Here is a 23,400-nt window from a genome sequence, read left to right as displayed (position 1 = left end):
TTTAAATAAAAAAAGGGTGTAGGCAAAAGCCATACACCCTTTAAAGAAATCAATTTTATCCAGAATTACGAAGCGTAAACTGAAACTTTTTTTCTTTTTTTATCTTTAATCTCAAATTTAACAACACCGTCAATTAAAGAATAAATTGTATGATCTTTACCCATACCAACATTTTGACCTAAGTGTACTTTTGTACCTCTTTGTCTAATTATGATGTTTCCAGCTCTTACAACTTCACCACCATACTTTTTAACACCAAGTCTTCTACCAGCTGAATCTCTATTATTCTGTGTACTACCCTGACCTTTTTTGTGAGCCATAGTTTTTCTCCTTAACTTTTGTTATGCTTATGCAGCGATTTTTGTAATTCTAATTTTAGTGAAGCTTTTTCTAAAACCTCTTTTTAACTTAGAATCTTTTCTTCTTCTTTTTTTGTAAATGATTACTTTTTTAGCTCTATTTACACCTGTTCCATCTAATACAACTTCAGCTGTAACTGTTGCATTTGCAACAGCATCTCCAGTTTTTAATTCACCATTGTTTATAGCTAAAACATCAGTAATTTCTAAAGTTTCTTTAGCAGCTTGACCAGTATAATCAACATCTAAGATATCACCCTCAGAAACTTTATACTGTTTTCCACCACACTTGATAATTGCGTACATATTTCTTCCTCTAATTCAATTCTCTATGCTAAGTAGTTGATATATTCTCATATAACTCTATTTTTCGAACCGGAATAGTATCTTATTTTAGTTTAAACTTTCTTTAAGTCAATAGTTATTTATCTATAATCGTTAGCTAATGCAATTGCATCAACCATAATCAAAGAATTTTTTGGTAATCCTTTTACTGAAACTGTACTACGAGCAGGTTTATGATCACCAAAAGCTTCAGCAAATAAAACATTCACAATACCGAAATCTTCGATGTTTTCTAAATATACAGATACTTTCACTACTTTTTCCATACCACTTTCAGCATCTTCAAGAAGTGTTCTTAAATTTGATAACACTTGTCTTGTTTGAACCTTAATATCTCTTTCAACAATTGTTCCATCTAATGTTACTGGAACTTGAGCTGATGTATAAATCATTCCATTTACTTTTACAGCAGGAGAGTAAGGTCCTATTGCTTGAGGTAAATTATCACTTGCAATAAATTTCATGCATAATCCTTAAGTTTATATAGCTGATGGAATTTTACATAAATTAAACTGCTAAATAAATAAATTGTAAAAATTAATTATAAATTATAACTTACAAGTTTGCCTTGCTTTAATTGAGAAATATTATCTTTTAATTTTCTAATTAAATTTGCTTTTTGTTTGAAATCCAAATCTTTATTATAAGAAAGTGCAGTTAGCTTATTTGCATAAAACTTATATAACAATGTTAAGAGTTCTTGATTTAATCTCTCATCATCATAATTTTCAAGTTTATCATTCAATATTATAGAGTTTAATGAAATATTATTTATATCAGTCAATACTAATTCAAACTCGTTTTTATGAAATTCAAACATTGATGCATCAACTATATCTAAAACAGCATCTAATCTTGTGGGTTTTTCTAAAATAGATTTAATAATACATAACTCTGCAATATCTATTTTAGAAAGTGTTGGAGTAAAAGTTCTTTGTTTATTCGAACTTATTTGAATTAAATTTTCTCTAACATTTAATTTTTGTGCTAAATATCTTTTATATTCATCTTGGTAAATCAATCCTAAAGATTTTAAATATTCATTTGCTTCTATTAAAGCTTTTTGTTTTTGATTTGCATCATTTATATCATATTTAGAAACTATATAATCAATGGCATAAGGTGTAAATGATATTGGATTTGCAAAAATCTCATTCAATTCATTTATTTTATTGTTATTTACCATGTCAGCTGGATCCATACCATCTTCAAAAATAATAACTCCACCTTCAAACTCACTTTGACTTAACATAACAGAAGCTTTAAATGCAGCTGCTAAGCCTGCTTTATCTCCATCATAAGCCAGTATTACTTTTGGTTCACCTCTTCGTAAAAGTGGCAAATGTTCTTGGGTTAATGCAGTACCTAGAGTAGCAACTGCTGTATTAAAACCTGCTTGATGAAGCATAATAACATCTAAATAACCTTCACAAACAATAATTCGATTTTTTTTATAAATATGCTCTTTTGCTAAGTGATATCCATATAATAACTTTGATTTATTAAAAAGTTTTGTTTGTGGAGAGTTCACATATTTTGCATTATGTCCAGTAATTGTTCTTCCACCAAAACCTACAAGTTTTCCACTAATTGAATATATAGGAAAAGTTATTCTTTCAATAAACCTTGAATACAATCCATTTGTTCCTGTATCAATAATTCCTAAATCAATAGCATCAGTTAAATTATAATGATTTGATTTTAAAAAATTAATCGTGTCTATAGAAACTGGAGCATAACCTATTTCAAATTTTTCTATAGAAAATTCTGAAATTCCTCTATTACGAATATACTCTTTTACACTACTATTTGAAACAAAAAGTTTTTGATAAAACTTATTCACTTCTTCAATTATTTTTGTATCTTGTTTCTTTTCAGTATTTTCTTCATATTCTAAACTAAAATTATTCATAGAAGCTAATTTTTCTATCGTTTCTGGATATGATAGTTTTTCATATTCCATAACAAATTTAATAGAATCTCCACCTACTCCACATCCAAAACAGTGATATATTTGTTTAGCGGGGCTTACAACAAATGAAGGTGTTGTCTCTCCATGGAAAGGACAGCAAGCTTTAAAGTTTGCTCCTGATTTTTTTAGTTCTAGGTATTGCGAAATCACATCAACAACATCAAGATTATTTTTAAGATTTTCTATGGATTCTTTTTTTATCATAATGAGATTATACTCTTTTATTTTTTTATATGAACTTTTATGTTAATATTTACCGACTTACAAGATATAAATATGAAGGTTTTACTTGGGTAATATAGCTTTAGAATATAGAGATCCTCTCTTTGGGATTATATTAATTGTTACACTAATATTTTTAATATCATTTTTTACTTATTATTACAGTATTTATAAAGAACGAATTGCTAGAAAAGATTATAGAAAACTATCTTTAAGATTTGAACTTGGAAAACTAAAAGAAGAAGATTATGTTCACCTTTATAAAACATATAACCTTCCTTTTGATTCTATTTTACTTTTAGCTTCATCTTTTTTACATAAAGGTGATCATAATAAAGCTATATCTGTTTATCTTACTTTATTAGAACATGTAAATGATAGAGTAAAAAAAGAAGAATTACTTGAACTTTTAGGAACTACTTATTTTAAAGGTGGATTTTTACAAAGATCAAAAGAAATATTTTTAAGAATTTTAAAATTTTCTCCAAGAAATAAAAATGCACTTTTATATCTTTTACTTGTAAATGAAAAATTAAAGGATTTTAAAAAAGCAAAAGAGATTACTTTATGCTTAGAAGAATTAGATAAAGACATGAATGTTGATAAAATTTATTTGGATTCTTTAATAATATTAAATGATTCAGTTTTATCATATGAAAAACGTACTGAACTTTTATATGATATTTTTAAAGAAAATAAAATTATTGAAAGAATTTTTGCAACATTTCTAATTCAGTTCAATAAATCATTTTTTTGGGAACATATTTCTGAATTTGATTGTTCTAAATTTTTGGATGTTATGTGGTATTTTCCAGTAAAAGATATTGATTTAGAAAAAGTAATGGAAAATAAGTTTTTGGTTGAGCTTTACAATGCAAAAGGATATTTGAATAATTTAAAACATAGTGATAATTTTGATTTTGATATATTAATGCTTATAAATCAACATGAGCATAAGATTAATGCTACTTTAGATTTTGAATATATTTGTTCATCTTGCAAACATTCGTTTCCAATTTTTGACACAAGATGTCCTCATTGTCACGGAATTTTAACATTTAATGTGAAACATCACTTAACAAAAGCACTTTTTGACACAAATCAGTCATTACAATAGATAATTTAGCCTAATAACAGTCATTATCAATTAAGTAATAATAAAAGATGTGATATACTGCTAAAAAATTTTATAAAAGGAAAAAGATGAGCGATTATTCAAAACTAGAAAAGTGTTTGGATTATCAGTTTAAAAACAAAGATCTGATAATCGAAGCACTTACACATAAAAGTTATAAAAAACCTTACAATAATGAAAGGCTAGAGTTTTTAGGGGATGCCGTATTAAACCTAATTGTTGGTGAATTTTTATTTTTAAAATTTAGTAAATCAAATGAAGGTGAATTATCAAAAATTAGAGCTTCACTTGTAAATGAAACAGGATTTACAAGACTTGCAAATGAGATAAAATTAGGTGATTATATTTATATTTCAACAGCTGAAGAAAGAAATAAAGGAAGAACTAAAGCCTCTATCTTATCAGATGCTTTTGAAGCTATTATGGGAGCCATTTATTTAGAAGCTGGACTTGAAACCCTAAAGCCTATTATACTAAAATTATTAGATACATCATATGACAAAATTAATCTAGATGTATTATTTAGTGATTATAAAACTGCCCTTCAAGAAATAACACAAGCACAATTTGCTTCAATTCCTGAGTATAAAATAGAAGGATCTTATGGGCCTGACCATAAAAAAGAGTTTGAAGTTTCAATTTGGATTGACGGAATAAAATACGGAAGTGCTAATGGTAAAAGTAAAAAACTAGCACAACAAGCAGCTGCAAAAATAGCAATAGAAAAACTAAAAGGAGAATAACCAGTTATGAATACATTTGGTCATAGATTTAGGTTTACAACTTTTGGTGAATCACATGGAAAAGCTCTTGGATGCATAGTAGATGGGGTTCCTGCTGGAATTAAAATAAATGAAGAGTTTATTCAAAATGAAATGGATAGAAGAAAACCTGGACAAAATAAATTTGCAACAGCAAGAAAAGAAGGTGATATTGTAGAAATTCTTTCAGGTGTATTTGAAGGAATAACTACAGGAACTCCTATATCTATGGTTATTTTTAATGAAAATCAAAAAAGTAGTGATTACTCAAATGTAAAAGATTTATTTAGACCAGGTCATGCTGATTTCACATATTTTAATAAATATGGAACACGAGACTATAGAGGTGGTGGAAGATCAAGTGCAAGAGAAACAGCAGCAAGAGTTGCAGCTGGTGCTATTGCTAAATTGATGCTGAATGAACTTGGAATAAAAATTCAAAGTGGTATTTGTGAAATATCTGGTATAAAAGCAGAAAACTATGATTTTTCAAAGGTAAGTGAATCTGAAATTTTTGCATTAGATAAAAATGTAGAACAGGCTCAAAAAGATGCAATTTTAGAAGCCAAAAACTCTCATAACAGTGTGGGTGGAGTTGCACTTATAAATGTATCTAATGTTCCTATTGGTCTTGGTGAACCACTATATTTTAAACTTGATTCTCAGATTGCAAATGCTATGATGGGAATAAATGCTGTAAAAGCTGTAGAAATTGGTGATGGAATGCTATCAGCTAAAGTTAAAGGTTATGATAATAATGACCAAATAAGATCAAATGGATTTAAAACAAACCATAGTGGTGGAATGCTAGGTGGAATTTCAAATGGAGATGATATAAATGTAAAAGTTTATTTTAAATCTACTCCATCTATTTTTATAGAACAAGAAACAGTTGATATATACAACAATGAAGTTGAATGCAAATTAAAAGGACGACATGACCCTTGTGTTGCTGTAAGAGGAAGTGTTGTAGCTGAATCAATGATGGCTTTAGTATTAGCAGATATGGCCTTACTTAATATGTCTTCAAAAATGGAAAATGTTAAAAAAGTATATAGCTAGTATTTTATTAATTGTAAACTCTTTAAATATAGAACTCTTTGCAAGTAATAATGAAGATGAACAAAATCTTTTAAAACTTGCAAATGCTTATCCTAATTTCATAAAAACTTTTTCAAATAATAAACTAATTTTTACAGATAACTATGAAATGACTTATAATAACTTTATAGAAAATAAAACTTATGAAGAAATGTTGAATAATCCATCATTAAAAGATCAAATGAGTATGAAATATGTAAAAATAGAAGAAAATCTAAATTACATACCTTCAAAAAACGAAGATGCAGGAAGAGTAAGATATGAGCCTTTTTTTAAAAAAATGTATGGTTCAAATAAAAAAGAAATAAAAAAAAACCTTACAAAAATAATTTGGCTTCCAAAAAGTTCAAAAAAAGCTCTTATGGTAACTACAATCAATGATGTGCACAAAAAACTTCAAGCTATATCAGATGAATTAGAATTATTACCAAATGAGCTTAAATCTTTTATAGATAATCCAGCAGGTGTTACAAATTGGAGAAAAATATCTAATACAAATAGATTAAGTAGTCATAGTTTTGGAATAGCAATTGATATAAACGTAAAAGACTCTGACTATTGGCAATGGTATAAAAAAGATGAAAAACTTAATTATAAAAATAAAATACCATTAGAAATAGTAAAAATATTTGAGAAATATGGATTTATTTGGGGAGGAAGATGGTATCACTATGATACTATGCATTTTGAATATAGACCAGAATTATTAAATTAAAGAAGCTTTTAAACTTATTAGTATATAATTTCAACATTAAGCAACTCTTTGGTCAAGGGTTGCTTTTTTTATGCCTTATCTCATCACTGCATCAAGTGCAATTTTAGCATTTGGCCATCTATTGTTTACATTTAACATAACCATTAAAACATCTTTATTATTGTTCTTAGCACGTGCTATCAAACAAGCCCCTGCCTCGTTTGTATAACCTGTTTTAATACCAATTATATATGGCTCATTCGCCAATAATTTATTACTTGAATGAACTACATATCTTGATTTTGTATTTATTGCATTAAAAGCATATTTTTCAAGTTTTACAATAGAATTAAAAGTTTTATTTTTTATTGCATATTCTGTTAATTTAAGTAAATCATTAGCTGTAGTTGTATGATTCCCAATATCAAAGCCACAAGGATTAGTAAAATTAGTATTATACATTCCTAATTTCTTTGCTTTATAATTCATCATACTAACAAATTTTTGTTTATTTCCATTTCCTAAATAAATGGCAATTGAATTAGCTGCATCATTTGCTGATTTAATCATCGCCGCGTGAACTAAATCTTTTAAATAAAACTTTTCACCTACTTTAAGATTTGCAATAGTTGGTTCAACTTTCTTCATCTCAGCCGTAATTGTAACAACACTATTCATTTTGCCACTTTCAATTGCAAGGATTGCTGTCATAATTTTAGTTAAGCTAGCTGGTCTTAATATTTGATTTTCATCTTTTGAAAAAATCATTTTTTTGTTTCCTAAATCTTTTACAATAATTGAATCAAAATCTTTTTGAATCTTCTGAAACACTTTTGAATCATTAGTTAAAGCCATTGCAGGCAAGATAAAAAACATAATAACAAGCAGAATTCTCATGAAATCACCATTTTAAAAATTATTTATAATACAAGTAAAACCAAAGGTATTGTAATATAGGAACATATTATAGCTAATTCATAAATTTTTTACCCTTAAATTTATTATTTCAATTCATTTTTCAATTCTTCTAATCTCGCAATTCTATCTTCTGTTGTTGGATGTGTTCTAAATAAACCACCTAATGTTGATTTTAAACCTGAAAAAGGATTTATGATAAACATATGGGCTGTTTGTTCTGTTGCATTATGAATTTGATGTCCATTTCTAGCATAGTTCTCAAGTTTGCGTAATGCGCTTTGAAGACCTGCTGGATTTCCAGTCATTCGTGCAGCTCCTTCATCTGCCATATATTCCCTACTTCTACTTACTGTCATTTGTATAATTGAAGCAGCAAGTGGCAATAAGATAGCCATTGCAATCATCATTATTGGATTTGAACCTTGCCTATTATTACTACCAAACATAGCTCCAAACTGCATCATATTTGCAATCATGGCTATTGCTCCTGCAAACACTGCAGCAATTGTTCCTACTAAAATATCATAATGTTTAATATGTGATAATTCGTGAGCGATTACTCCTTCTAGTTCTTTTTCATTTAACATTTCATATAAACCCATGGTAACTGCAACTGCTGCATGTTCATGGTTTCTTCCAGTTGCAAATGCATTTGGAGTATGATCGGGTATTAAATAAACTTTTGGCATTGGAAGTCCAGCTTTTTGGGTTAATCTTTGTGTGATTTTATAAACTGGATGTCTAGAATCTTCAAGAGGTGTAGCATCATAATGTTTTAATACTTGTTGGTCTGAGTAATAATATGCATAAAAATTCATTCCACCTGCAAGTAAAAATGCTATTAACATTCCAGAACTTCCGCCAAATGAATAACCAATAAATACAAAAATAACTGTTAAAAATGTTAATAAAAATACTGTTTTTATTTGTTCCATAAAACTCTCCTATTTTTTAAAATCTTAACAAAAAAAAGTTAATAAAAATTAAACTAAATATTATTTAAAATAGACTCTTTTTTATATGGTACTTTAGCACTTGGTGTATCTTTTGAAGTATTTTCTAGATGAACATCTTGGTCATCAAAGAAAATATCAGCACCAAATGCTTTTACTACTTCATATTTATCAACTCCACCTAGAAAAAATGCTTCATCTAATCTTACATTCCATTGAGAAAGTGTTCTAATAACTCTTTCATGGGCTGGCGAATTTCTAGCTGTGATAAGTGCTGTTCTAATAGGTGTTTGCTCTTGTGGATATTTTGCTTGAATATTTGATATAACACTTAATAATTGAGCAAAAGGACCACTATTCATAGGATTAGTAGCATTTTGTTTTTCAAAGGCTAAAAATGCTTCTAATCCTTGTGTTTTATATACTATTTCTGATTCTTCTGAAAATAAAACAGCATCACCATCAAAAGCAATTTTTACTTGATTTGTATACTCATCATTTGATTCTTCATATGGCAAAATTCTAGCTGAAGCTATTCCTTCATTTATTGCATCTTGAACATCTTGTTCATTTGCAGATAAAAATAGATCCACTTTAAATGGTTTTAAATATTTTGAAATTTCACTTCCTCCACTCCAAGCTGAACGTTGAATATCAAGATTATATTTTTCTATTGATTTTGTAATTCTTAAACTTGTTGCTGAATTATTTCTTGACATAATTATTACTTCAACTTGTTTATCATTTGGAAAATCATCATTAATTTTTAAAAGATTTTTTACAAGTCTAAATGCAGTGCCTTTTTTTAATTGTGAATCTTCATTTTCTATTTGATATTTATAATACTCATCTAAACCTTTTTCTTCAAAAATTTTATTTTCATCTTCAAGATTAAATAAAGCTCTTGAAGAGATTGCAATTACTAATTTTTTATTTAAATCATATCCCAAAATATTATCCTTTATTTTTTGTATTATACAAGCATCTTACTATAAAGCTAATATATCTAAAACTATAAATATTCATAAATTTTTTATAAAAAGAAAAGCTAAATTAATCTAAAATTAAAAAATAATTTTTAAAAGAGCCATAATGAAAAAACTATATATACTAAGACACACTCAAAAAGCAAATGAAGAATTAACCCAAGATGATTATGATAGAGAATTGAGTGAAGAAGGTATTAAAGATGCAAAAAGAATAGCTAACGATTTTGCAATGAAGAATTTAGCCGTTGATTTAATTGTTGCAAGCCCAGCAAGAAGAACAAAAGTAACTGCTGAAATATTTGCTGAAGCTTTAAAATATAATAAAAGCATTATGTTTAATGAAGTTTTATATATGGCATTTGTAAATGAATTACTTGAAACTATTTCTTACACATTTGATACAGTTGATTCTATGTTATTAGTTGGTCATAATCCATCTTTAACAGCTTTAGCAATTACCTTAGTTGATTTTAAAGAAAAATTTCAAATGGGTGGTGTTATGGAAATAGATTTTGATTGCGATTCTTGGATTGATATTTCGAAAGATAATGCTAAATTGATTAGCTATGAGATACCAAATAAATAGTAAATCTATTTAAAGATTTTACTATTTAATCTAGTTTTTTATTCAAAAGAGCTAAAGAAGCTAAAGATGTTAACTCTTTAATTTTATCTGCTGTTATTTCAGGATTATCACCAAGAATAGAAGAAAAAATTTCACTAAAGTTTTGTCTAGCCCAAACTCTCAACTCATCTCCTGTCATAAACTTATTTGTAGATAATATCTTACCTTTTTTGTTTTTTACAATTACCTTTGCCGTATCAGAATTTTCAAAGTTACCTTTAATTCCATCATTATTTGAAATTTGATATGAAACAGTTGCTTCATACAGTTTACCTTTTACAACAGTACCATTGTCAATAATTTTTCGAGGAAAACCAGTTGCTTTAAAAAAACTATCCCATTGATCAGCTAATAAATTAACTGAAGAGAAACTAATTATTAATAAAATACATATAAAACTATTTTTCAATTTTATTACCTTTTAAAATTTTTAATTATTTACCTAAACAAAACTCACCAAACATAACATCTAACATTTGATCATTTTCATAAGGTCTTGTAATTGCAGAAATCTGCTCTAGTGCTTCAGTTATAAAATGAGCAAAAAACTCTAATTCACCATTTAATAAAGGCTCTTTTGATAACTTAATATTATAAAGAGTATTATCAACTGATAAGATCTGTCTTTTTGAAATTAATGTCATTTCATCACTATGGGTATTTGAATCTAAAATTACTTCAATCTTTTTAATTAAAGGATTAATATCTTCTTTTGTTGAAAGTTCAATAAAATCTTTGATATTAATTTTATCAAATTTATTTTCCAAATCTGATTTATTTAAAACTTTTAATATTTCTTTATGTGCATTTTCTTCTATTAATTCAATTATTTTTTTATCTTCATCATCACAAACTTTACTATTATCAAAAAGTGCGATTACAATATCAGCTTCGTTTATTGCTTGAATTGATTTTTCAATTCCTATTTTTTCAATAACGTCACTTGCATTTCTAATTCCTGCTGTATCAACTATTTTGATAATATGTGTTCCAATTTTAACAGATTCTTCAATAGTATCTCTAGTTGTTCCTGCAATATCACTTATAATAGCTCTATCATAATTTAAAAGCTTATTTAGAAGTGAAGATTTACCAACATTTGGTTTTCCAATGATTGCTACTTTAAAACCTTCTATCATACCTTCGCGTCTATGACTAGCATCCAATGTATTTGTTAATTTAATTATGATTTTATCCATCTTTTTTTGAATTTGTTCAAAAATATCACTTGGTAAATCATCTTCTGCATAATCAATTGAAACTTCTGTATATGCTAACATAAAAAGTAAATCTTCTCTAATATCATTTACAAAAGTTGTAAGTTCACCTTTTAACTGACGTGCTAGTAATTTAACAGCATCTTCACTTCTTGCTTCAATAATTTTAGCTATTGCTTCTGCTTTACTTAAATCAATTTTATTATTAAAAAATGCTCTTTTTGAAAATTCTCCAGGATTTGCAATTCTTGCACCTTGTTCTAAAACTTCATCAACAATCATATTTGCAATTGCAACACCACCATGACATTGAAATTCTATTACATCTTCACCTGTAAATGAAAATGGTGCCTTAAAATACAAAACTAAAGCTTCATCAATTGTTTCATTATTTTTATCATATAAATAAGAAAGTGTTGCTAGTCTTGGTTTAAATGTTTCTTTTTTAGATATTTTAGAAGCAATTTCAAGAGCCTTTGGCCCTGAAATTCGAACAATTGAGATAGACCCAATTCCATTAGCAGTTGCTATTGCAACTATTGTAGCATTATCAAACAAATTTATACTTCTCTTGCTCTGTACTCATTAACAAGCACATATTTATCACCTCTAACATTTGTTTTAACAGCAACATATTTATCAGGAAATTCATCTCTTAATTTTTTTAAAGCTATATGAACTAAAATACCATCTAAAGGTTTAGTTTTAAAAGTACCTTTTTCTTTGATAATTTCGATAATAGGCTCAAGATAAGTATAAATCGCTTCTTCTTGATTTTTCAAAAATTGAGCAACTTCAAGTCTTAACATTAAACCATATTTTTCATTTATCCAATTAAATAAAATATAAGATAATGCTTTATATCTATATCCTTCTTTACCAATAAGTAAAGCAGAATCTTCACCTAAGAACTCTACATATAAAGTTTCTTCATCATAAAACTCTACATTAATATGATCAATTTTATAACATGTATCTTCAAATAATGTATTAATTCCTGACTTAACTTCTTCTAAAATTTTTTCTTTATCTTTTTTTATTATAATTTTTGGAATTTCATTTTGTGACATTTCTTCATTATAAAAATTATCAAAAATTTTATCTTTAGATTCAACTTTTGGAACTCTTGATAATGGCTCTTTTTTTTCTTCTCTTTTTGAAAAGTTTTCTACTTCTGACTTATTTGAAGATTCAATTCTATCGCAAACTTCTTCTATTTTAATATCTTTATTTTTGAAACTTTTAGTTTCTTGAACATATTTTTTACAGTTATCTTTAAAACATACCTCAATAACTGCATTTTTCTTTCCAAAACCAAGAAAGCCTTTACTTGGTTGTTGGATTACTTCAATTTCTAATTCTGTAATAGAACAGTTAAATTCTGCTTTCGCTAATTCATATACTTTTTCTAAACAATCTGCTTCAAACTTTTTCATATTAAGTTCCTAATTTTTTTCAGCTCTTTTTCTTTCAAATACACTATTAATATAATATTGTTGTCCAATTGTAAACAAGTTATTTATAAACCAATATAAAGTAAGTCCTGCTGGGAACCATAAGAAGAAGAATGTGAAAATAACTGGTAAAAATTGGAATATTTTCTTTTGCATTTCATCTTGCATAGTATTTGGTGTAATTTTTTGTTGTAAGAACATTGTTGCACCCATTAAAATAGGTAATACAAAATAAGGATCCATTTCAGCTAAATCTTGAATCCAGAAAATCCACTCAGCACCTTTTAACTCAATAGCATTTAATAAAACTCGATAAATTGCAAAGAATACTGGAATTTGTAAAATTAATGGTAAACATCCACCCATTGGGTTTGCACCATGTTTTTTATAAAGTTCCATCATATGCATAGATTGTTTTTGTTTATCATCTTTATATTTAGCTTGAATTTCTTTCATTTTAGGTGCTAAATCTTTTAGTTTTTGCATAGATACCATACCTTTGTATGATAAAGGATATAAAACTAATTTAATTAAAACAGTTAAAATAACAATTGTCCAACCCCAATTTCCCACATAACCTTGAATAAATTGTAACAATACAAACATTGGTTTTGCAATGAATGTAAACCAACCATAATCAATTACATCAATTAATTCAGGATTTAAAGCTTCTAAATCTCTATGATTCTTTGGTCCTACAATACCTGAGAAAGTTATACTATTCCCACCATGAATAAATGATTGAGGATTTGACTCTGAATCTGGCATTAATGAAACGCTTAATGATTTTTCAAAATTATAAATTACTGTTGCATAATATCTATCAAAGTTTGATATAAATTTTGCTCCAACAATATTTTCATTTTTATCTAAATCTCCATCTTCAATAGTTTTTAAAGTATTATCATTTAATTTTGCAATAAAACCATGAACTGCATACATATCAGCTAAAACATTTGGTCTAAATCCATTCGTAATAAAAAATTGTTTATCATTTGTAGTATTAACACTTAAATCATAATGTCCATCAGGATAAATAGTGAATTTTTTTGTTAAAACAGTCCCACTTAAAGTTTGTGTTAAAATTAACTCTTGCGCAGACGTTGTTGCATTAATATTTGAAGAACTTGCAACTGCTGAAACTTTAAATGCTTCTGTATTTAAATTTACATCTGCAAATCTAACTTCTAAAGGTCTTAATTGATTTGCTTCAAATAGTTTAATTTGATTTGCATTTTCATCTTTGTATTTTTCTTCAAGTAAAGTAACTTGTGCAATTCTTCCTAAAGTATCTATCTCAATAATATTTTTTGCTGTTTTAATAACAGAAACAATTTGAGAACTTGCTATTGCTTTAGGTGATAAAGCATCAACAGATTTTGACATATCTATAGGATTACCATTTACATCTGTTGATACCATTTGCGTATTAGATGCATTTACATCAGGTGCAGCATTTTGTTTTTGCACTTGCTCTTGTTTTGCAAGGGCTGCTTTAGCTTCTTGTTGCGGTTTTAAAACTAAAAACTCGTAAGCTATAAAAAATACAAAAACTACCAATGTCATAATTAACATTCGTTTTTGCATACCGTTATTTTGATTCATGTTGTTCATTCTTCTCTTTCCACTCCCGATTCTTTACTACTAAATACTTTCCATTTTTCAATGGGATATACCAATATTTTATTTTGATTTTTTCAAAATTGATATTTTGATTTGCTCTCAATTTTATGATAGGATAGTCAAATCCCCCAGCAAAAAGTTGATTACATTTTAATATGCGTGTTATTGTAAAATAAATCGCCTTAAAAAAAGTATTGTTATCCAATTGCCATAATGCATATTGGGAACAAGTTGGATAATATCTACACGATCCAAAGGATAAAATAGTTAAATATTTCTGATAAAACTTTATCAAATATTTAAATATTGTTTTCATTTTAAAACTTCTAATCTCTTTAATGCGAAATCAAAATCTTTTTTTAATTCTAAAAAATTTTTATCATGTAAGGTTATTTTTGCAACAAATATATAATTACCAATTATTAATTGTTGTTCATATGAAGCGAATAAAGCACGCATTCTTCTTCTTGCTTTATTTCTATGTACTGCGTTTCCAACTTTTTTTGAAGTAACAAATGCAGCTTTTAATGTAGGATTAGAACTAAAAAAAGCGACAAAGCTGGTGGTATGCCATCTCTTGCCGCTTTTATATAGTCTATTAAAGTCTCTCGAACTGTTAAGTCGATGTTCTTTATTTAAACAGCTAATTTATGTCTACCTTTAGCTCTTCTAGCGTTAATTACTCTTCTACCATTTTTAGTAGCCATTCTTACTCTGAACCCGTGAGTTCTTTTTCTTGGAGTATTATGCGGTTGATACGTTCTTTTCATCTTAGATTTCCTCTATATTCACTAATTAAGTTGGGGATTATAGTTAAATTTAGCTTAAATTTTCTTTAGTTTAAATTTACTTTTACTTCATTATCCACAACATCAAACTCAATAACACTTCCCTCACCTATTTTATCCTCTAAAATTAAATCAGCTAATTTATCTTCAACGATCTCATAAATAGCCCTTTTTAGAGGTCTTGCACCATATACAGGATCAAAACCAATTTTAGCAATATACTCTTTTGCATTTTGTGTTAAAGAAATTTTAATATCTTTTTCTTCAACTTTTTTCTTAATACTATTAAATAAAATTTCTACAATATTTGTAATTGCACTTAAATTTAATTGTTCAAAAATTACAATATCATCAAGTCTATTTAAAAACTCAGGTCTAAAATGTGATTTTAATTCATTTAAAACTTCTTTTCTTCTCTCTTCTTTATCAGAAATTTCTATAATTCTTGCACTTCCTATATTTGAAGTTAAAATAATAATTGTATTTTTAAAATCAACTGTAACACCTTTGTTATCTGTTAATCTTCCATCATCTAAAACTTGTAATAAAATATTAAATACATCAGGATGTGCTTTTTCTACCTCATCAAATAAAATTACACTATATGGTTTTCTTCTAACAGCCTCTGTTAATTGACCACCCTCTTCATATCCCACATAACCAGGGGCTGCACCAACAAGCCTTGAAACTGCATGTTTTTCCATATACTCACTCATATCAAATCTAATAAGTGCTTTTGGATCATCAAATAAAAACTTTGCTAAAGTTTTTGCACTTTCAGTTTTTCCAACTCCAGTTGGTCCTAAAAATAAGAAAGATCCAATTGGTCTAGTTACTTCACTAAGTCCTGCTTTATTTCTTTTAATTGCTCTACTTATTGCTTTTAAAGCTTCATCTTGACCTATTACATCTTTTCTTAAAACATCTTCTACCATTAAAACTTTTTGTTTTTCACTATCCATCATTTTATTAACAGGAATTCCTGTCCATCTGCTTACAATACTAGCAATTGCTTCTTCATCAACAGAATTTCTCAAAAGAGTCCCCTCTTTTTGCATTCTATCCCATTTTTCAGCATTCTCTTTAATTTTTGCTTCAAGTGCTGGTATCTCTCCATACTCGATTTGAGCTGCCTTTTCGAAATTTGATTCTCGTTTTGCTATATTTGCTTTTGTTTTAAGTTCATCAATTTTTACTTTTAATTCGCTTGTTGCATTAAATGTTTGTTTTTCATTTTCAAATCTAGCTTCTAAGTTTTGTTTCTCTTCATTTTTATTAGCTAACTCTTTATCTATTTGAGCTAATCTTTCGTCATTCTTTTTAGTTTTTTCCATTTTAAGAGCTTCTTTTTCAACATTTAATGTTTGAATTTCTCTTTTAATTGTTGATAAAACTGTTGGTTCACTCTCAATTTGCATTTTTAGTTCAGCTGCTGCTTCATCTATTAAATCTATTGCTTTATCAGGTAAAAATCTATCTGTTATATATCTATTAGAAAGTTTTGCAGCTGCAACCAATGCTGAATCATTAATAGTTACATTATGATGAGTTTCAAGTTTCTCTTTTATACCCCTTAATATTTGTAAAGCTTCATTTACACTAGGTTCATTTACATTAACAGGTTGAAATCTTCTTTGCATCGCTGTATCTTTTTCAAAATACTTTCTATACTCTTTAAGTGTTGTTGCACCAATAGTGTGTAATTCACCCCTTGCTAGACTTGGCTTTAAAATATTAGCCGCATCCATAGAACCTTCACTAGCACCTGCACCTATAATTGTGTGAATTTCATCTATAAATAAAATTATATTTCCAGCTTTTTTTACTTCATCAATTACAGATTTTAATCTATCTTCAAACTCACCTCTATATTTTGCACCTGCTATCATTGCACCCATATCAAGCGTTATAACTCTTTTATTAAGTAATGATGTTGGTACATCTTTATTTACTATTCTTTGTGCAAGTCCTTCAGCTATTGCTGTTTTTCCAGTCCCTGGCTCTCCTAAAAGTATTGGATTATTTTTTGTTTTTCTAATTAGAATTTGCATCATTCTATTAATTTGTTCATCTCTTCCAATTACTGGATCCAGTTCTCCATCAATTGCTTTTTTATTTAGATCTATTCCATATTTTCCTAATGCTTCTAGATTCTCATCTCCACTTGCACTATCTATTTTATTTCCAGCTCGCATAGCTTCTAACTCTTTTTTTGCTTCTCTTAAATCTATGTATTTACCTAATACATCTTTTAAAACTTGTGAATCAAAATTTGATATCAACCATGTATCAATTGCTATAAATTTATCTCCAAAACTTGTCATTAATCCTTCTGCTTTTTGTAATGAAGCCAATAAATTTCTTGATAATTTTATATTTTCCTTTGTTACACTTGATACACTTGGTAGTTTTGAAGCATGTGATTTAGCTTCTAATTCTACTGCTGCTTTATTAACATTCATTTTATTTAATAGTTGGTTTAATACTGAATTTGTATTAGTTAACAAAGCCCAAAGTAAATGTATCATTTCTACTTCTTGATTTTTATTATGCATTGCTAGGGCAACACTTGAATCTATTGTCTCTGTTAATTGATTTGTCATTTTTTCAAAAATATTGTTACTCATTTAGCACTCCTTTGATTTAACTGCTAATATAATTATAGCACCTTGAGTGATTGTTTGTCAAGTTAAAATAATATAATTTTTAATATTTTTTTAAATATCTTCCATAAAATGAAATCTTACAAATGGTATAATCAATTTTTTAAAGGATTTATATATGTTATGTGGAATAGATGAGGCAGGACGTGGGCCAATTGCTGGACCTTTAGTAGTAGCAGGAACAATTTTGCTTGAAAATATTGAAGGATTAAATGATTCAAAGATATTAAGTGAAAAAAAAAGAGAAAAATTATTTGATGAAATAAAAGATAAATCAAAATATCATATTGTATTTAGTTCTGCAAAAACTATTGATGAAATAGGATTAAGTGCTTGCTTAAAAAATTCTATTACAGAAATAATGCAAATATTAAAACCCCACTGTAATGAATTTTTAATGGATGGGAATACTAGTTTTGGGATAGAATCCTTAAAGTGGAAAATAAAAGCAGATGCAACAGTTCCACAAGTTAGTGCGGCATCAATACTTGCAAAAGTAAGTCGAGATAGATATATGTATGAAATTAGTAAAAGATTTTCAAATTATAATTTTGCTAAACATAAAGGTTATGGAACAAAAGCTCATATTGAAGCTATTAAAAAATTTGGTAGAAGTGATGAGCATCGATTTACTTTTAAATTAAAAGCTTTAAATGAGTCTGAAGACTTTAATAATAAAATAAACAATCAATCTATTTTTAATTTTTAAAATATTATTAAACTATATACTTTAATATAAGCTTAATTAAAGTAGAATTGTCATTCATTCAATTAAGGGATTTTGATGGAAAAAAAGATAATTTATCAATTTATTATTATATCATTATTATTAATATGTACTGTTAGTTTAATAACGATGTATAGTACAAAAAATAATTCAGTACGAGCTTCTATTCATAATGCTGAATTAATATCAAGAATAGTAAAAAATGATTTAACATCTTACATGATAAACCATAATGTAAAACAAATTGATACTTATATAAATTCTATGTCTAGTATAGACAATGTCAAAAATTTATGGTTAGTAAGAGGCTTATCCGTAACCAATCAATTTGGAATAAATGAAAAACAAAAAGCAAAAGATGACATAGATGAAAAAGTTTTAACTACGGGAGAAATAGCATACAAACTAAATGAAAATCTTTTTTATTCTACAATGCGTATTACAGTTCCCTATAAAGCAACATTTGATAATGGAATTGATTGTTTAAGTTGTCATAATGCTAATTCAGGTGATACACTAGGCGCTGTTTCAATGGAACTAGATATAACAGAATTAAAAAATATAGGATTGGAAACTATTTATTTAATACCCATAGTTATGATTATTGGTATATTATTAATCTTATTTATTTTTAAAAATAAATTAGACAAAGATAAATTAGTTTTTGATAGTATTTCTAAAAGTTTAAACTCTTCGCTTAATGGAAATATAAGAAAAATAACTTATCCGCAAGGGTTATCAAAAGATATGATTGGGTTAATGGATAAATTTAATAGATTAATGTCAACATTTAAAGACACCTCAACAGATATTGATAAAAAACTAAAAGGATTTATTGGAAGTAAAATAAATAAACAAGTTAATCCATTAGAAGATTCAAAAGAAATAGTTCAAAATTTATCTAATTTATATCAATTTAAAAAAGAGATTGAACTTGATAATACAAAAGAAGAGATTTATAATAGACTATCTGAAATATTTACAAATCAATTCAAACTTACAAGTTTCACTTTTATTGAAATAGACTTATTAAAACGAAAAATGACTACAGTAAAGGAAATGGGAAATACTTTTTATTGTAAAGAAAATATTGAAAATGAACCTCATTTATGCCGAGCTGCAAGAACTGAAAATGATGTTGTTACAACTGAATATCATCACACTTGTCCATATTTTGAGAAAGTTGATAAGTTTCATTATTGTATTAGTACAAGCATTAGTAAAAATACTAACTTAATTATTAATTTTGTATTTGATAATAAGGAAAAATTAGAATTTTTAAAAGAAAAAATTTCATTTATCAAAAGTTATATTAATGAATCGGCTCCATCAATTGAAGTTAAACTTCTAATGGAAGCACTACAACAATCAGCATTTAGAGATGGATTAACAGGATTATATAATAGAAAGTTCCTTGAAGAACATACAAAAAAACTTATTCCTCAAGCATTAAGAGATAAATTTAATATTGCGGTATTATTACTAGATATGGATCATTTTAAAGCTGTAAATGATGAGTATGGACATGATATTGGAGATAAAGTTTTAAAAGAGTTAGCAAGAATATTAAATGAAAGTGTAAGAGAATCTGATATTATTATTAGATATGGAGGAGAAGAATTTATTGTCTTATTAGTGAATGTAAAAACTGAAGAACAAGCTATTTCAATTGCAAATAAAATTAGAATTAAAGTTAGTGAAAATGAAATAGACGTATATGCTGGAAGTAGATTAAGAAAAACGGTTAGCATTGGTTTATCTATGTTTCCTGATGATTCAAGCTCATTGGACTCAGTTATAAAAAATGCTGATATTGCACTTTATGAAGCAAAAAGTAAAGGTAGAAATCAAGTTATAAGATTTCAATCTGAACAAACTTCTAGTATTGATTTATTCTAGTTAATTATAAGCCTATAAAATTTGTTATTTTATAGGCTTTAAACTATTTTGAAACTTCACCTATATAACTTTCAACAGTAGCTATTTTATTTTTTAATCTATTTTCATGGCCTTTTCTTATATCAAATTTTAATGTAGCATAAACTCTATTGCATCCTAATTCTTCCAATTTTAAATAACATTTTTCTGCTAATGAAAAAGCTTCTCCTATAGTATTTGTTTCAATAATTGTAGCCATTGAAGTAAGTTGATAATTTGCACCACTATCTCTTATTACTTTAATTACTTCTGAAACTTCTTTACTCTTACTTTCACTTTTATCTGTTGGGAACATTGACATTTCTAATAATACACTCATAAATTAACCTTTAAATCTATTTATTAAATAATACATAAATATTATTAAAAAGCTTAATAAATAGACAGCAAAAGAAATTTCTAATATATTTCTTTAATTGCAATTTAAAATTATTTTGATAACATATCTATTAATAAATATTAAAATAAGAAGGATTAAAATGCAACTAGATGTATCTGCAGAAGTAATATTATCTCAACTAGGATATTCGAAAAATGATGCTTCATTACAACAAGCTGAAAAAATAATAAATTCAACAAGTAACTTTGATAAATTCTCAAAACATATTTTTACACTAAACGACCACTTAAAAAAAATGAATGCATATATTACACTATCAAATAAATCAGATTATTTAAAAATTAAGTGTGATGAAAATGATTCTAATGAAATTTTAGAAGAGTTTCACTCAGAAGTTTCACATTGGGCAGATAAATACAATGTAAAACTTGAGAAACTTGATAGTAGACATGTCTATTATATTTTAGGTGCTCACTAAAATATTTTTTTATAACTATGACAATAAGGCATCTTTTGGTGCCTTTCATAGTAGTCTTGATGATAACTCTCCGCTTCATAAAATGTAACTAGAGGGCGTAATGAAGTAGCAATTTTATAACCTTTATTCTCTAATTCACAAATTAATTTTTCACATACCTTATGTTGTTTTTCATCTACATAAAAAATTGCAGATAAATATTGAGTTCCTATATCTGGACCTTGACCATTTGTTTGTGTGAAATCATGTATTTCAAAAAATAGTTTTGTTAAATTTTCATAAGAAACAATAGTTTCATCATATGTAATTTCAACTACCTCTAAATGACCTGTTAATCCACTACATACCATTTGATAATTAGGATTTTCTATATGACCGCCCATATATCCAGAAACTGCAGAGATAACACCTTCTGTCCTTTCAAAGTGATACTCAACCCCCCAAAAACAACCCGCTGCAAAATATGCTTTTTTAATACTCATTAAATTAACCTTTATATCATATACAATAAATTCTACTTTTATATATTGTAGTTTATTAATACTTAAATATCATAAATAAAGATTTTCAAAATAATTTTATTTTTCTTTAAAATTCAAAGATATTGAATTTACACAATGTCTTGTATTTTTTAAAGTTAGTCCTTCACCTTCAAATACATGCCCTAAATGACCACCACAATTAGCACAAACTATTTCAATTCTTCTTCCATCAGCATCAGGAACTCTTTTTACCGCACCTTTTATTTCATCATCAAAGCTAGGCCAACCACATCCTGAAGAAAATTTATCTTTTGAAGTATAAAGTTCGGCATCACATTTTTTACAAGTAAAAACACCCTCTTCGTAAAAATCATTATATTTTCCAGAAAATGGATATTCTGTTCCTTTATTTTCTATTACTCTTTTTTCTTCATTTGTTAATTCATTGTATTTCATAATTATATTTCCTTAATTATTTATCAAATCTAATAATATATTTTATACCATCATTTGTTTTTTCAATAGATATTAAACCAAAATTTTTCTCAATAAAAACTTTTACTAAATAAAATCCCAAATCAAAATCATTTGCTGTAATAGAGCTTGGGGCTAAAAAGAAGTTATCTAGCTCTTTTTGATTATAAACTTTTGCATTATCTTCATAAATAATAAAAATTGATTCATTTGAATTTTCAAAATTTATATCAATAAATCTTTTATTTGAAGTATTGTTATCTTTAAAATTTTTTATTGATTTACTTAATAGTTTACTAAAAATATGTTTTATTTCTTCAAATACAATATTTATTGATATTAAAATATCTCCTTGTATATTTATATTTACATTTTCTTTTTTCATTTCATCTTTTAGTAAAAATAACGCATTATCCAAAGAAACTTTTACATTTACAATTTCTTTATTTTTATGATTATTAAAAGATCTATGAAAATCATTCATTATTTCATCTAATTTATTTATTTCATAAAGTGTATTATTAAAAGTTTCATCAGATTTTAATTCTTCAATATTTGTAATTTTTATATTTAATGATTGTAAATAAAGTTTAATTTTATCAAGAGGTTTTTTCCATTGTAAAGTAATAACGTCAATAATAGAAGCCATTGCTGTTATTTTTGATTGTTGTATTATTATTTCATCTTTTTGTCTAATCTGTTCAACTTGATTTTCTACTGTTTTATTTAAATTCAAATTTATCTGTTCTAATTCATGCATTAGTCTTGCAATTTTTAAATGCACTTCAACTCTTTTTAATAAAACTTCACTGTAAAATGGCTTTATTATATAATCAACAGCTCCTAAATTAAAACCTTTTACAATATCTTTTTCATCATCTTTTACTGTTAAAAAAATTATTGGTATATTTTTTGTTTTTTCATTTTCTTTAATTTTTGAACATACATGATAACCATCCATTAAAGGCATTACAACATCAAGCAAAATTAAATCAAAATTATTTTTATGCAATAACTCTAAAGCTTTTTCTCCACTTTGTGCATAAATTACATTATAATCTTTTAATATATTCATAGCAACTTGTAAATTTTTTGCATCATCATCAACTATTAATATTTTATTTTCATATTTTTTATGCATA

At 26.7% G+C, this 23,400-nt stretch carries 27 protein-coding genes; 8 read left to right on the top strand and 19 right to left on the bottom strand.

All coding sequences use genetic code 11. The features are described from left to right. Positions 1–65: 65 nt before the first annotated feature. From rpmA to dnaG, 4 genes are all read right to left on the bottom strand, one after another. Positions 66–320 carry a 50S ribosomal protein L27 gene (gene rpmA, locus ABVS04_RS06220; RefSeq protein ID WP_118886868.1) on the bottom strand — a complete coding sequence of 85 codons (255 nt, stop codon included), beginning with the start codon at positions 318–320 and terminating at the stop codon, positions 66–68. A 27-nt stretch (positions 321–347) separates the two neighbouring features. Continuing rightward, positions 348–665: a 50S ribosomal protein L21 gene (gene rplU, locus ABVS04_RS06215; protein ID WP_368029801.1), complete on the bottom strand. Its 318-nt coding sequence runs from the start codon at positions 663–665 to the stop codon at positions 348–350. 119 nt (positions 666–784) lie between these two features. Continuing rightward, entirely contained in the window at positions 785–1,168 is a 384-nt protein-coding gene (locus ABVS04_RS06210) for a Rid family detoxifying hydrolase (protein WP_368029800.1), read from the bottom strand. Between the two features lie 77 nt (positions 1,169–1,245). Next, positions 1,246–2,880, bottom strand: coding sequence for a DNA primase (gene dnaG, locus ABVS04_RS06205; protein WP_368029799.1), 1,635 nt, complete (start codon positions 2,878–2,880; stop codon positions 1,246–1,248). Positions 2,881–2,965: 85 nt separating this feature from the next. Between dnaG and ABVS04_RS06200 the strand changes: the two genes are divergently transcribed. The 4 genes from ABVS04_RS06200 (at position 2,966) to ABVS04_RS06185 (ending at position 6,610) form a co-directional block, all read left to right on the top strand. Beyond that, positions 2,966–4,015: a tetratricopeptide repeat protein gene (locus tag ABVS04_RS06200; RefSeq protein WP_368029798.1), complete on the top strand. Its 1,050-nt coding sequence runs from the start codon at positions 2,966–2,968 to the stop codon at positions 4,013–4,015. Positions 4,016–4,101: 86 nt separating this feature from the next. After that, entirely contained in the window at positions 4,102–4,776 is a 675-nt protein-coding gene (rnc, locus tag ABVS04_RS06195; protein ID WP_368029797.1) for a ribonuclease III, read from the top strand. A 6-nt stretch (positions 4,777–4,782) separates the two neighbouring features. Next, a complete protein-coding gene (gene aroC / locus ABVS04_RS06190) occupies positions 4,783–5,856 on the top strand; it encodes a chorismate synthase (protein WP_368029796.1) in 1,074 nt (357 codons plus the stop codon). Next, on the top strand, positions 5,834–6,610 hold the full coding sequence (locus ABVS04_RS06185) for a M15 family metallopeptidase (RefSeq protein ID WP_368029795.1): 777 nt from the start codon (positions 5,834–5,836) through the stop codon (positions 6,608–6,610). The genes aroC and ABVS04_RS06185 overlap by 23 nt, the downstream gene beginning before the upstream one ends. Positions 6,611–6,685: 75 nt before the next feature. Here the strand turns inward: ABVS04_RS06185 and ABVS04_RS06180 are convergent, their stop codons facing one another. The 3 genes from ABVS04_RS06180 to ABVS04_RS06170 all read right to left on the bottom strand — a co-directional run bounded on the left by ABVS04_RS06180 (position 6,686) and on the right by ABVS04_RS06170 (position 9,410). Beyond that, positions 6,686–7,486 carry a D-alanyl-D-alanine carboxypeptidase family protein gene (locus ABVS04_RS06180; protein ID WP_368029794.1) on the bottom strand — a complete coding sequence of 267 codons (801 nt, stop codon included), beginning with the start codon at positions 7,484–7,486 and terminating at the stop codon, positions 6,686–6,688. A 104-nt stretch (positions 7,487–7,590) separates the two neighbouring features. After that, positions 7,591–8,442 carry a zinc metalloprotease HtpX gene (gene htpX / locus ABVS04_RS06175; RefSeq protein WP_368029793.1) on the bottom strand — a complete coding sequence of 284 codons (852 nt, stop codon included), beginning with the start codon at positions 8,440–8,442 and terminating at the stop codon, positions 7,591–7,593. A gap of 53 nt (positions 8,443–8,495) precedes the next feature. After that, on the bottom strand, positions 8,496–9,410 hold the full coding sequence (locus ABVS04_RS06170) for a 5'-nucleotidase (RefSeq protein ID WP_368029792.1): 915 nt from the start codon (positions 9,408–9,410) through the stop codon (positions 8,496–8,498). 142 nt (positions 9,411–9,552) lie between these two features. Between ABVS04_RS06170 and ABVS04_RS06165 the strand changes: the two genes are divergently transcribed. Beyond that, the gene (locus ABVS04_RS06165; RefSeq protein WP_368029791.1) at positions 9,553–10,035 is read left to right on the top strand and encodes a histidine phosphatase family protein; all 483 of its coding nucleotides are present in this window, start codon (positions 9,553–9,555) and stop codon (positions 10,033–10,035) included. Between the two features lie 25 nt (positions 10,036–10,060). Here the strand turns inward: ABVS04_RS06165 and ABVS04_RS06160 are convergent, their stop codons facing one another. The 8 genes from ABVS04_RS06160 to ABVS04_RS06125 all read right to left on the bottom strand — a co-directional run bounded on the left by ABVS04_RS06160 (position 10,061) and on the right by ABVS04_RS06125 (position 17,783). Next, entirely contained in the window at positions 10,061–10,483 is a 423-nt protein-coding gene (locus tag ABVS04_RS06160) for a hypothetical protein (RefSeq protein ID WP_368029790.1), read from the bottom strand. A gap of 25 nt (positions 10,484–10,508) precedes the next feature. Next, on the bottom strand, positions 10,509–11,849 hold the full coding sequence (gene mnmE / locus ABVS04_RS06155) for a tRNA uridine-5-carboxymethylaminomethyl(34) synthesis GTPase MnmE (RefSeq protein ID WP_368029789.1): 1,341 nt from the start codon (positions 11,847–11,849) through the stop codon (positions 10,509–10,511). Between the two features lie 2 nt (positions 11,850–11,851). Next, on the bottom strand, positions 11,852–12,727 hold the full coding sequence (locus ABVS04_RS06150) for a Jag N-terminal domain-containing protein (RefSeq protein WP_368029788.1): 876 nt from the start codon (positions 12,725–12,727) through the stop codon (positions 11,852–11,854). 9 nt (positions 12,728–12,736) lie between these two features. Next, positions 12,737–14,359, bottom strand: coding sequence for a membrane protein insertase YidC (gene yidC, locus ABVS04_RS06145; RefSeq protein WP_368029787.1), 1,623 nt, complete (start codon positions 14,357–14,359; stop codon positions 12,737–12,739). Next, entirely contained in the window at positions 14,337–14,684 is a 348-nt protein-coding gene (gene yidD, locus ABVS04_RS06140) for a membrane protein insertion efficiency factor YidD (RefSeq protein WP_368029786.1), read from the bottom strand. The genes yidC and yidD overlap by 23 nt, the downstream gene beginning before the upstream one ends. Then, entirely contained in the window at positions 14,681–15,016 is a 336-nt protein-coding gene (rnpA, locus tag ABVS04_RS06135) for a ribonuclease P protein component (RefSeq protein ID WP_368029865.1), read from the bottom strand. Before rnpA ends, yidD begins: the two co-directional genes overlap by 4 nt. Continuing rightward, positions 15,004–15,138, bottom strand: a complete 135-nt coding sequence (rpmH, locus tag ABVS04_RS06130) for a 50S ribosomal protein L34 (RefSeq protein WP_118886902.1) — start codon at positions 15,136–15,138, stop codon at positions 15,004–15,006. The genes rnpA and rpmH overlap by 13 nt, the downstream gene beginning before the upstream one ends. A gap of 65 nt (positions 15,139–15,203) precedes the next feature. Next, complete coding sequence (locus ABVS04_RS06125; RefSeq protein ID WP_368029785.1) at positions 15,204–17,783, bottom strand: ATP-dependent Clp protease ATP-binding subunit; 2,580 nt, start codon at positions 17,781–17,783, stop codon at positions 15,204–15,206. Positions 17,784–17,937: 154 nt separating this feature from the next. On the opposite strand from ABVS04_RS06125, the gene ABVS04_RS06120 reads away from it, so the two are divergent. Together ABVS04_RS06120 and ABVS04_RS06115 are read left to right on the top strand one after the other, a co-directional pair. Beyond that, the gene (locus tag ABVS04_RS06120) at positions 17,938–18,528 is read left to right on the top strand and encodes a ribonuclease HII (RefSeq protein ID WP_368029784.1); all 591 of its coding nucleotides are present in this window, start codon (positions 17,938–17,940) and stop codon (positions 18,526–18,528) included. A gap of 75 nt (positions 18,529–18,603) precedes the next feature. Then, the gene (locus ABVS04_RS06115) at positions 18,604–20,445 is read left to right on the top strand and encodes a GGDEF domain-containing protein (RefSeq protein ID WP_368029783.1); all 1,842 of its coding nucleotides are present in this window, start codon (positions 18,604–18,606) and stop codon (positions 20,443–20,445) included. Positions 20,446–20,488: 43 nt separating this feature from the next. On the opposite strand, the gene ABVS04_RS06110 is transcribed toward ABVS04_RS06115, so the two are convergent. Continuing rightward, entirely contained in the window at positions 20,489–20,803 is a 315-nt protein-coding gene (locus tag ABVS04_RS06110; RefSeq protein ID WP_368029782.1) for an MTH1187 family thiamine-binding protein, read from the bottom strand. Positions 20,804–20,963: 160 nt separating this feature from the next. Between ABVS04_RS06110 and ABVS04_RS06105 the strand changes: the two genes are divergently transcribed. Continuing rightward, on the top strand, positions 20,964–21,302 hold the full coding sequence (locus tag ABVS04_RS06105; RefSeq protein WP_368029781.1) for a hypothetical protein: 339 nt from the start codon (positions 20,964–20,966) through the stop codon (positions 21,300–21,302). Here ABVS04_RS06105 and msrA read toward each other — a convergent pair. The 3 genes from msrA to ABVS04_RS06090 all read right to left on the bottom strand — a co-directional run bounded on the left by msrA (position 21,299) and on the right by ABVS04_RS06090 (position 23,399). Next, the gene (gene msrA, locus ABVS04_RS06100; RefSeq protein ID WP_368029780.1) at positions 21,299–21,784 is read right to left on the bottom strand and encodes a peptide-methionine (S)-S-oxide reductase MsrA; all 486 of its coding nucleotides are present in this window, start codon (positions 21,782–21,784) and stop codon (positions 21,299–21,301) included. The genes ABVS04_RS06105 and msrA overlap by 4 nt on opposite strands. A 96-nt stretch (positions 21,785–21,880) precedes the next feature. Further along, on the bottom strand, positions 21,881–22,240 hold the full coding sequence (locus ABVS04_RS06095) for a methionine-R-sulfoxide reductase (RefSeq protein WP_368029779.1): 360 nt from the start codon (positions 22,238–22,240) through the stop codon (positions 21,881–21,883). A gap of 16 nt (positions 22,241–22,256) precedes the next feature. Next, entirely contained in the window at positions 22,257–23,399 is a 1,143-nt protein-coding gene (locus tag ABVS04_RS06090) for a PleD family two-component system response regulator (protein ID WP_368029778.1), read from the bottom strand. Between the last annotated feature and the right edge of the window lies 1 nt (position 23,400).

Origin of the sequence: Arcobacter sp. s6 (genome assembly GCF_040884245.1) — a bacterium.
Lineage (GTDB): Bacteria > Campylobacterota > Campylobacteria > Campylobacterales > Arcobacteraceae > Aliarcobacter.
The sequence above is the reverse complement of the archived record's forward strand: the minus strand, read 5'-3'. Positions and strand labels throughout refer to the sequence as shown.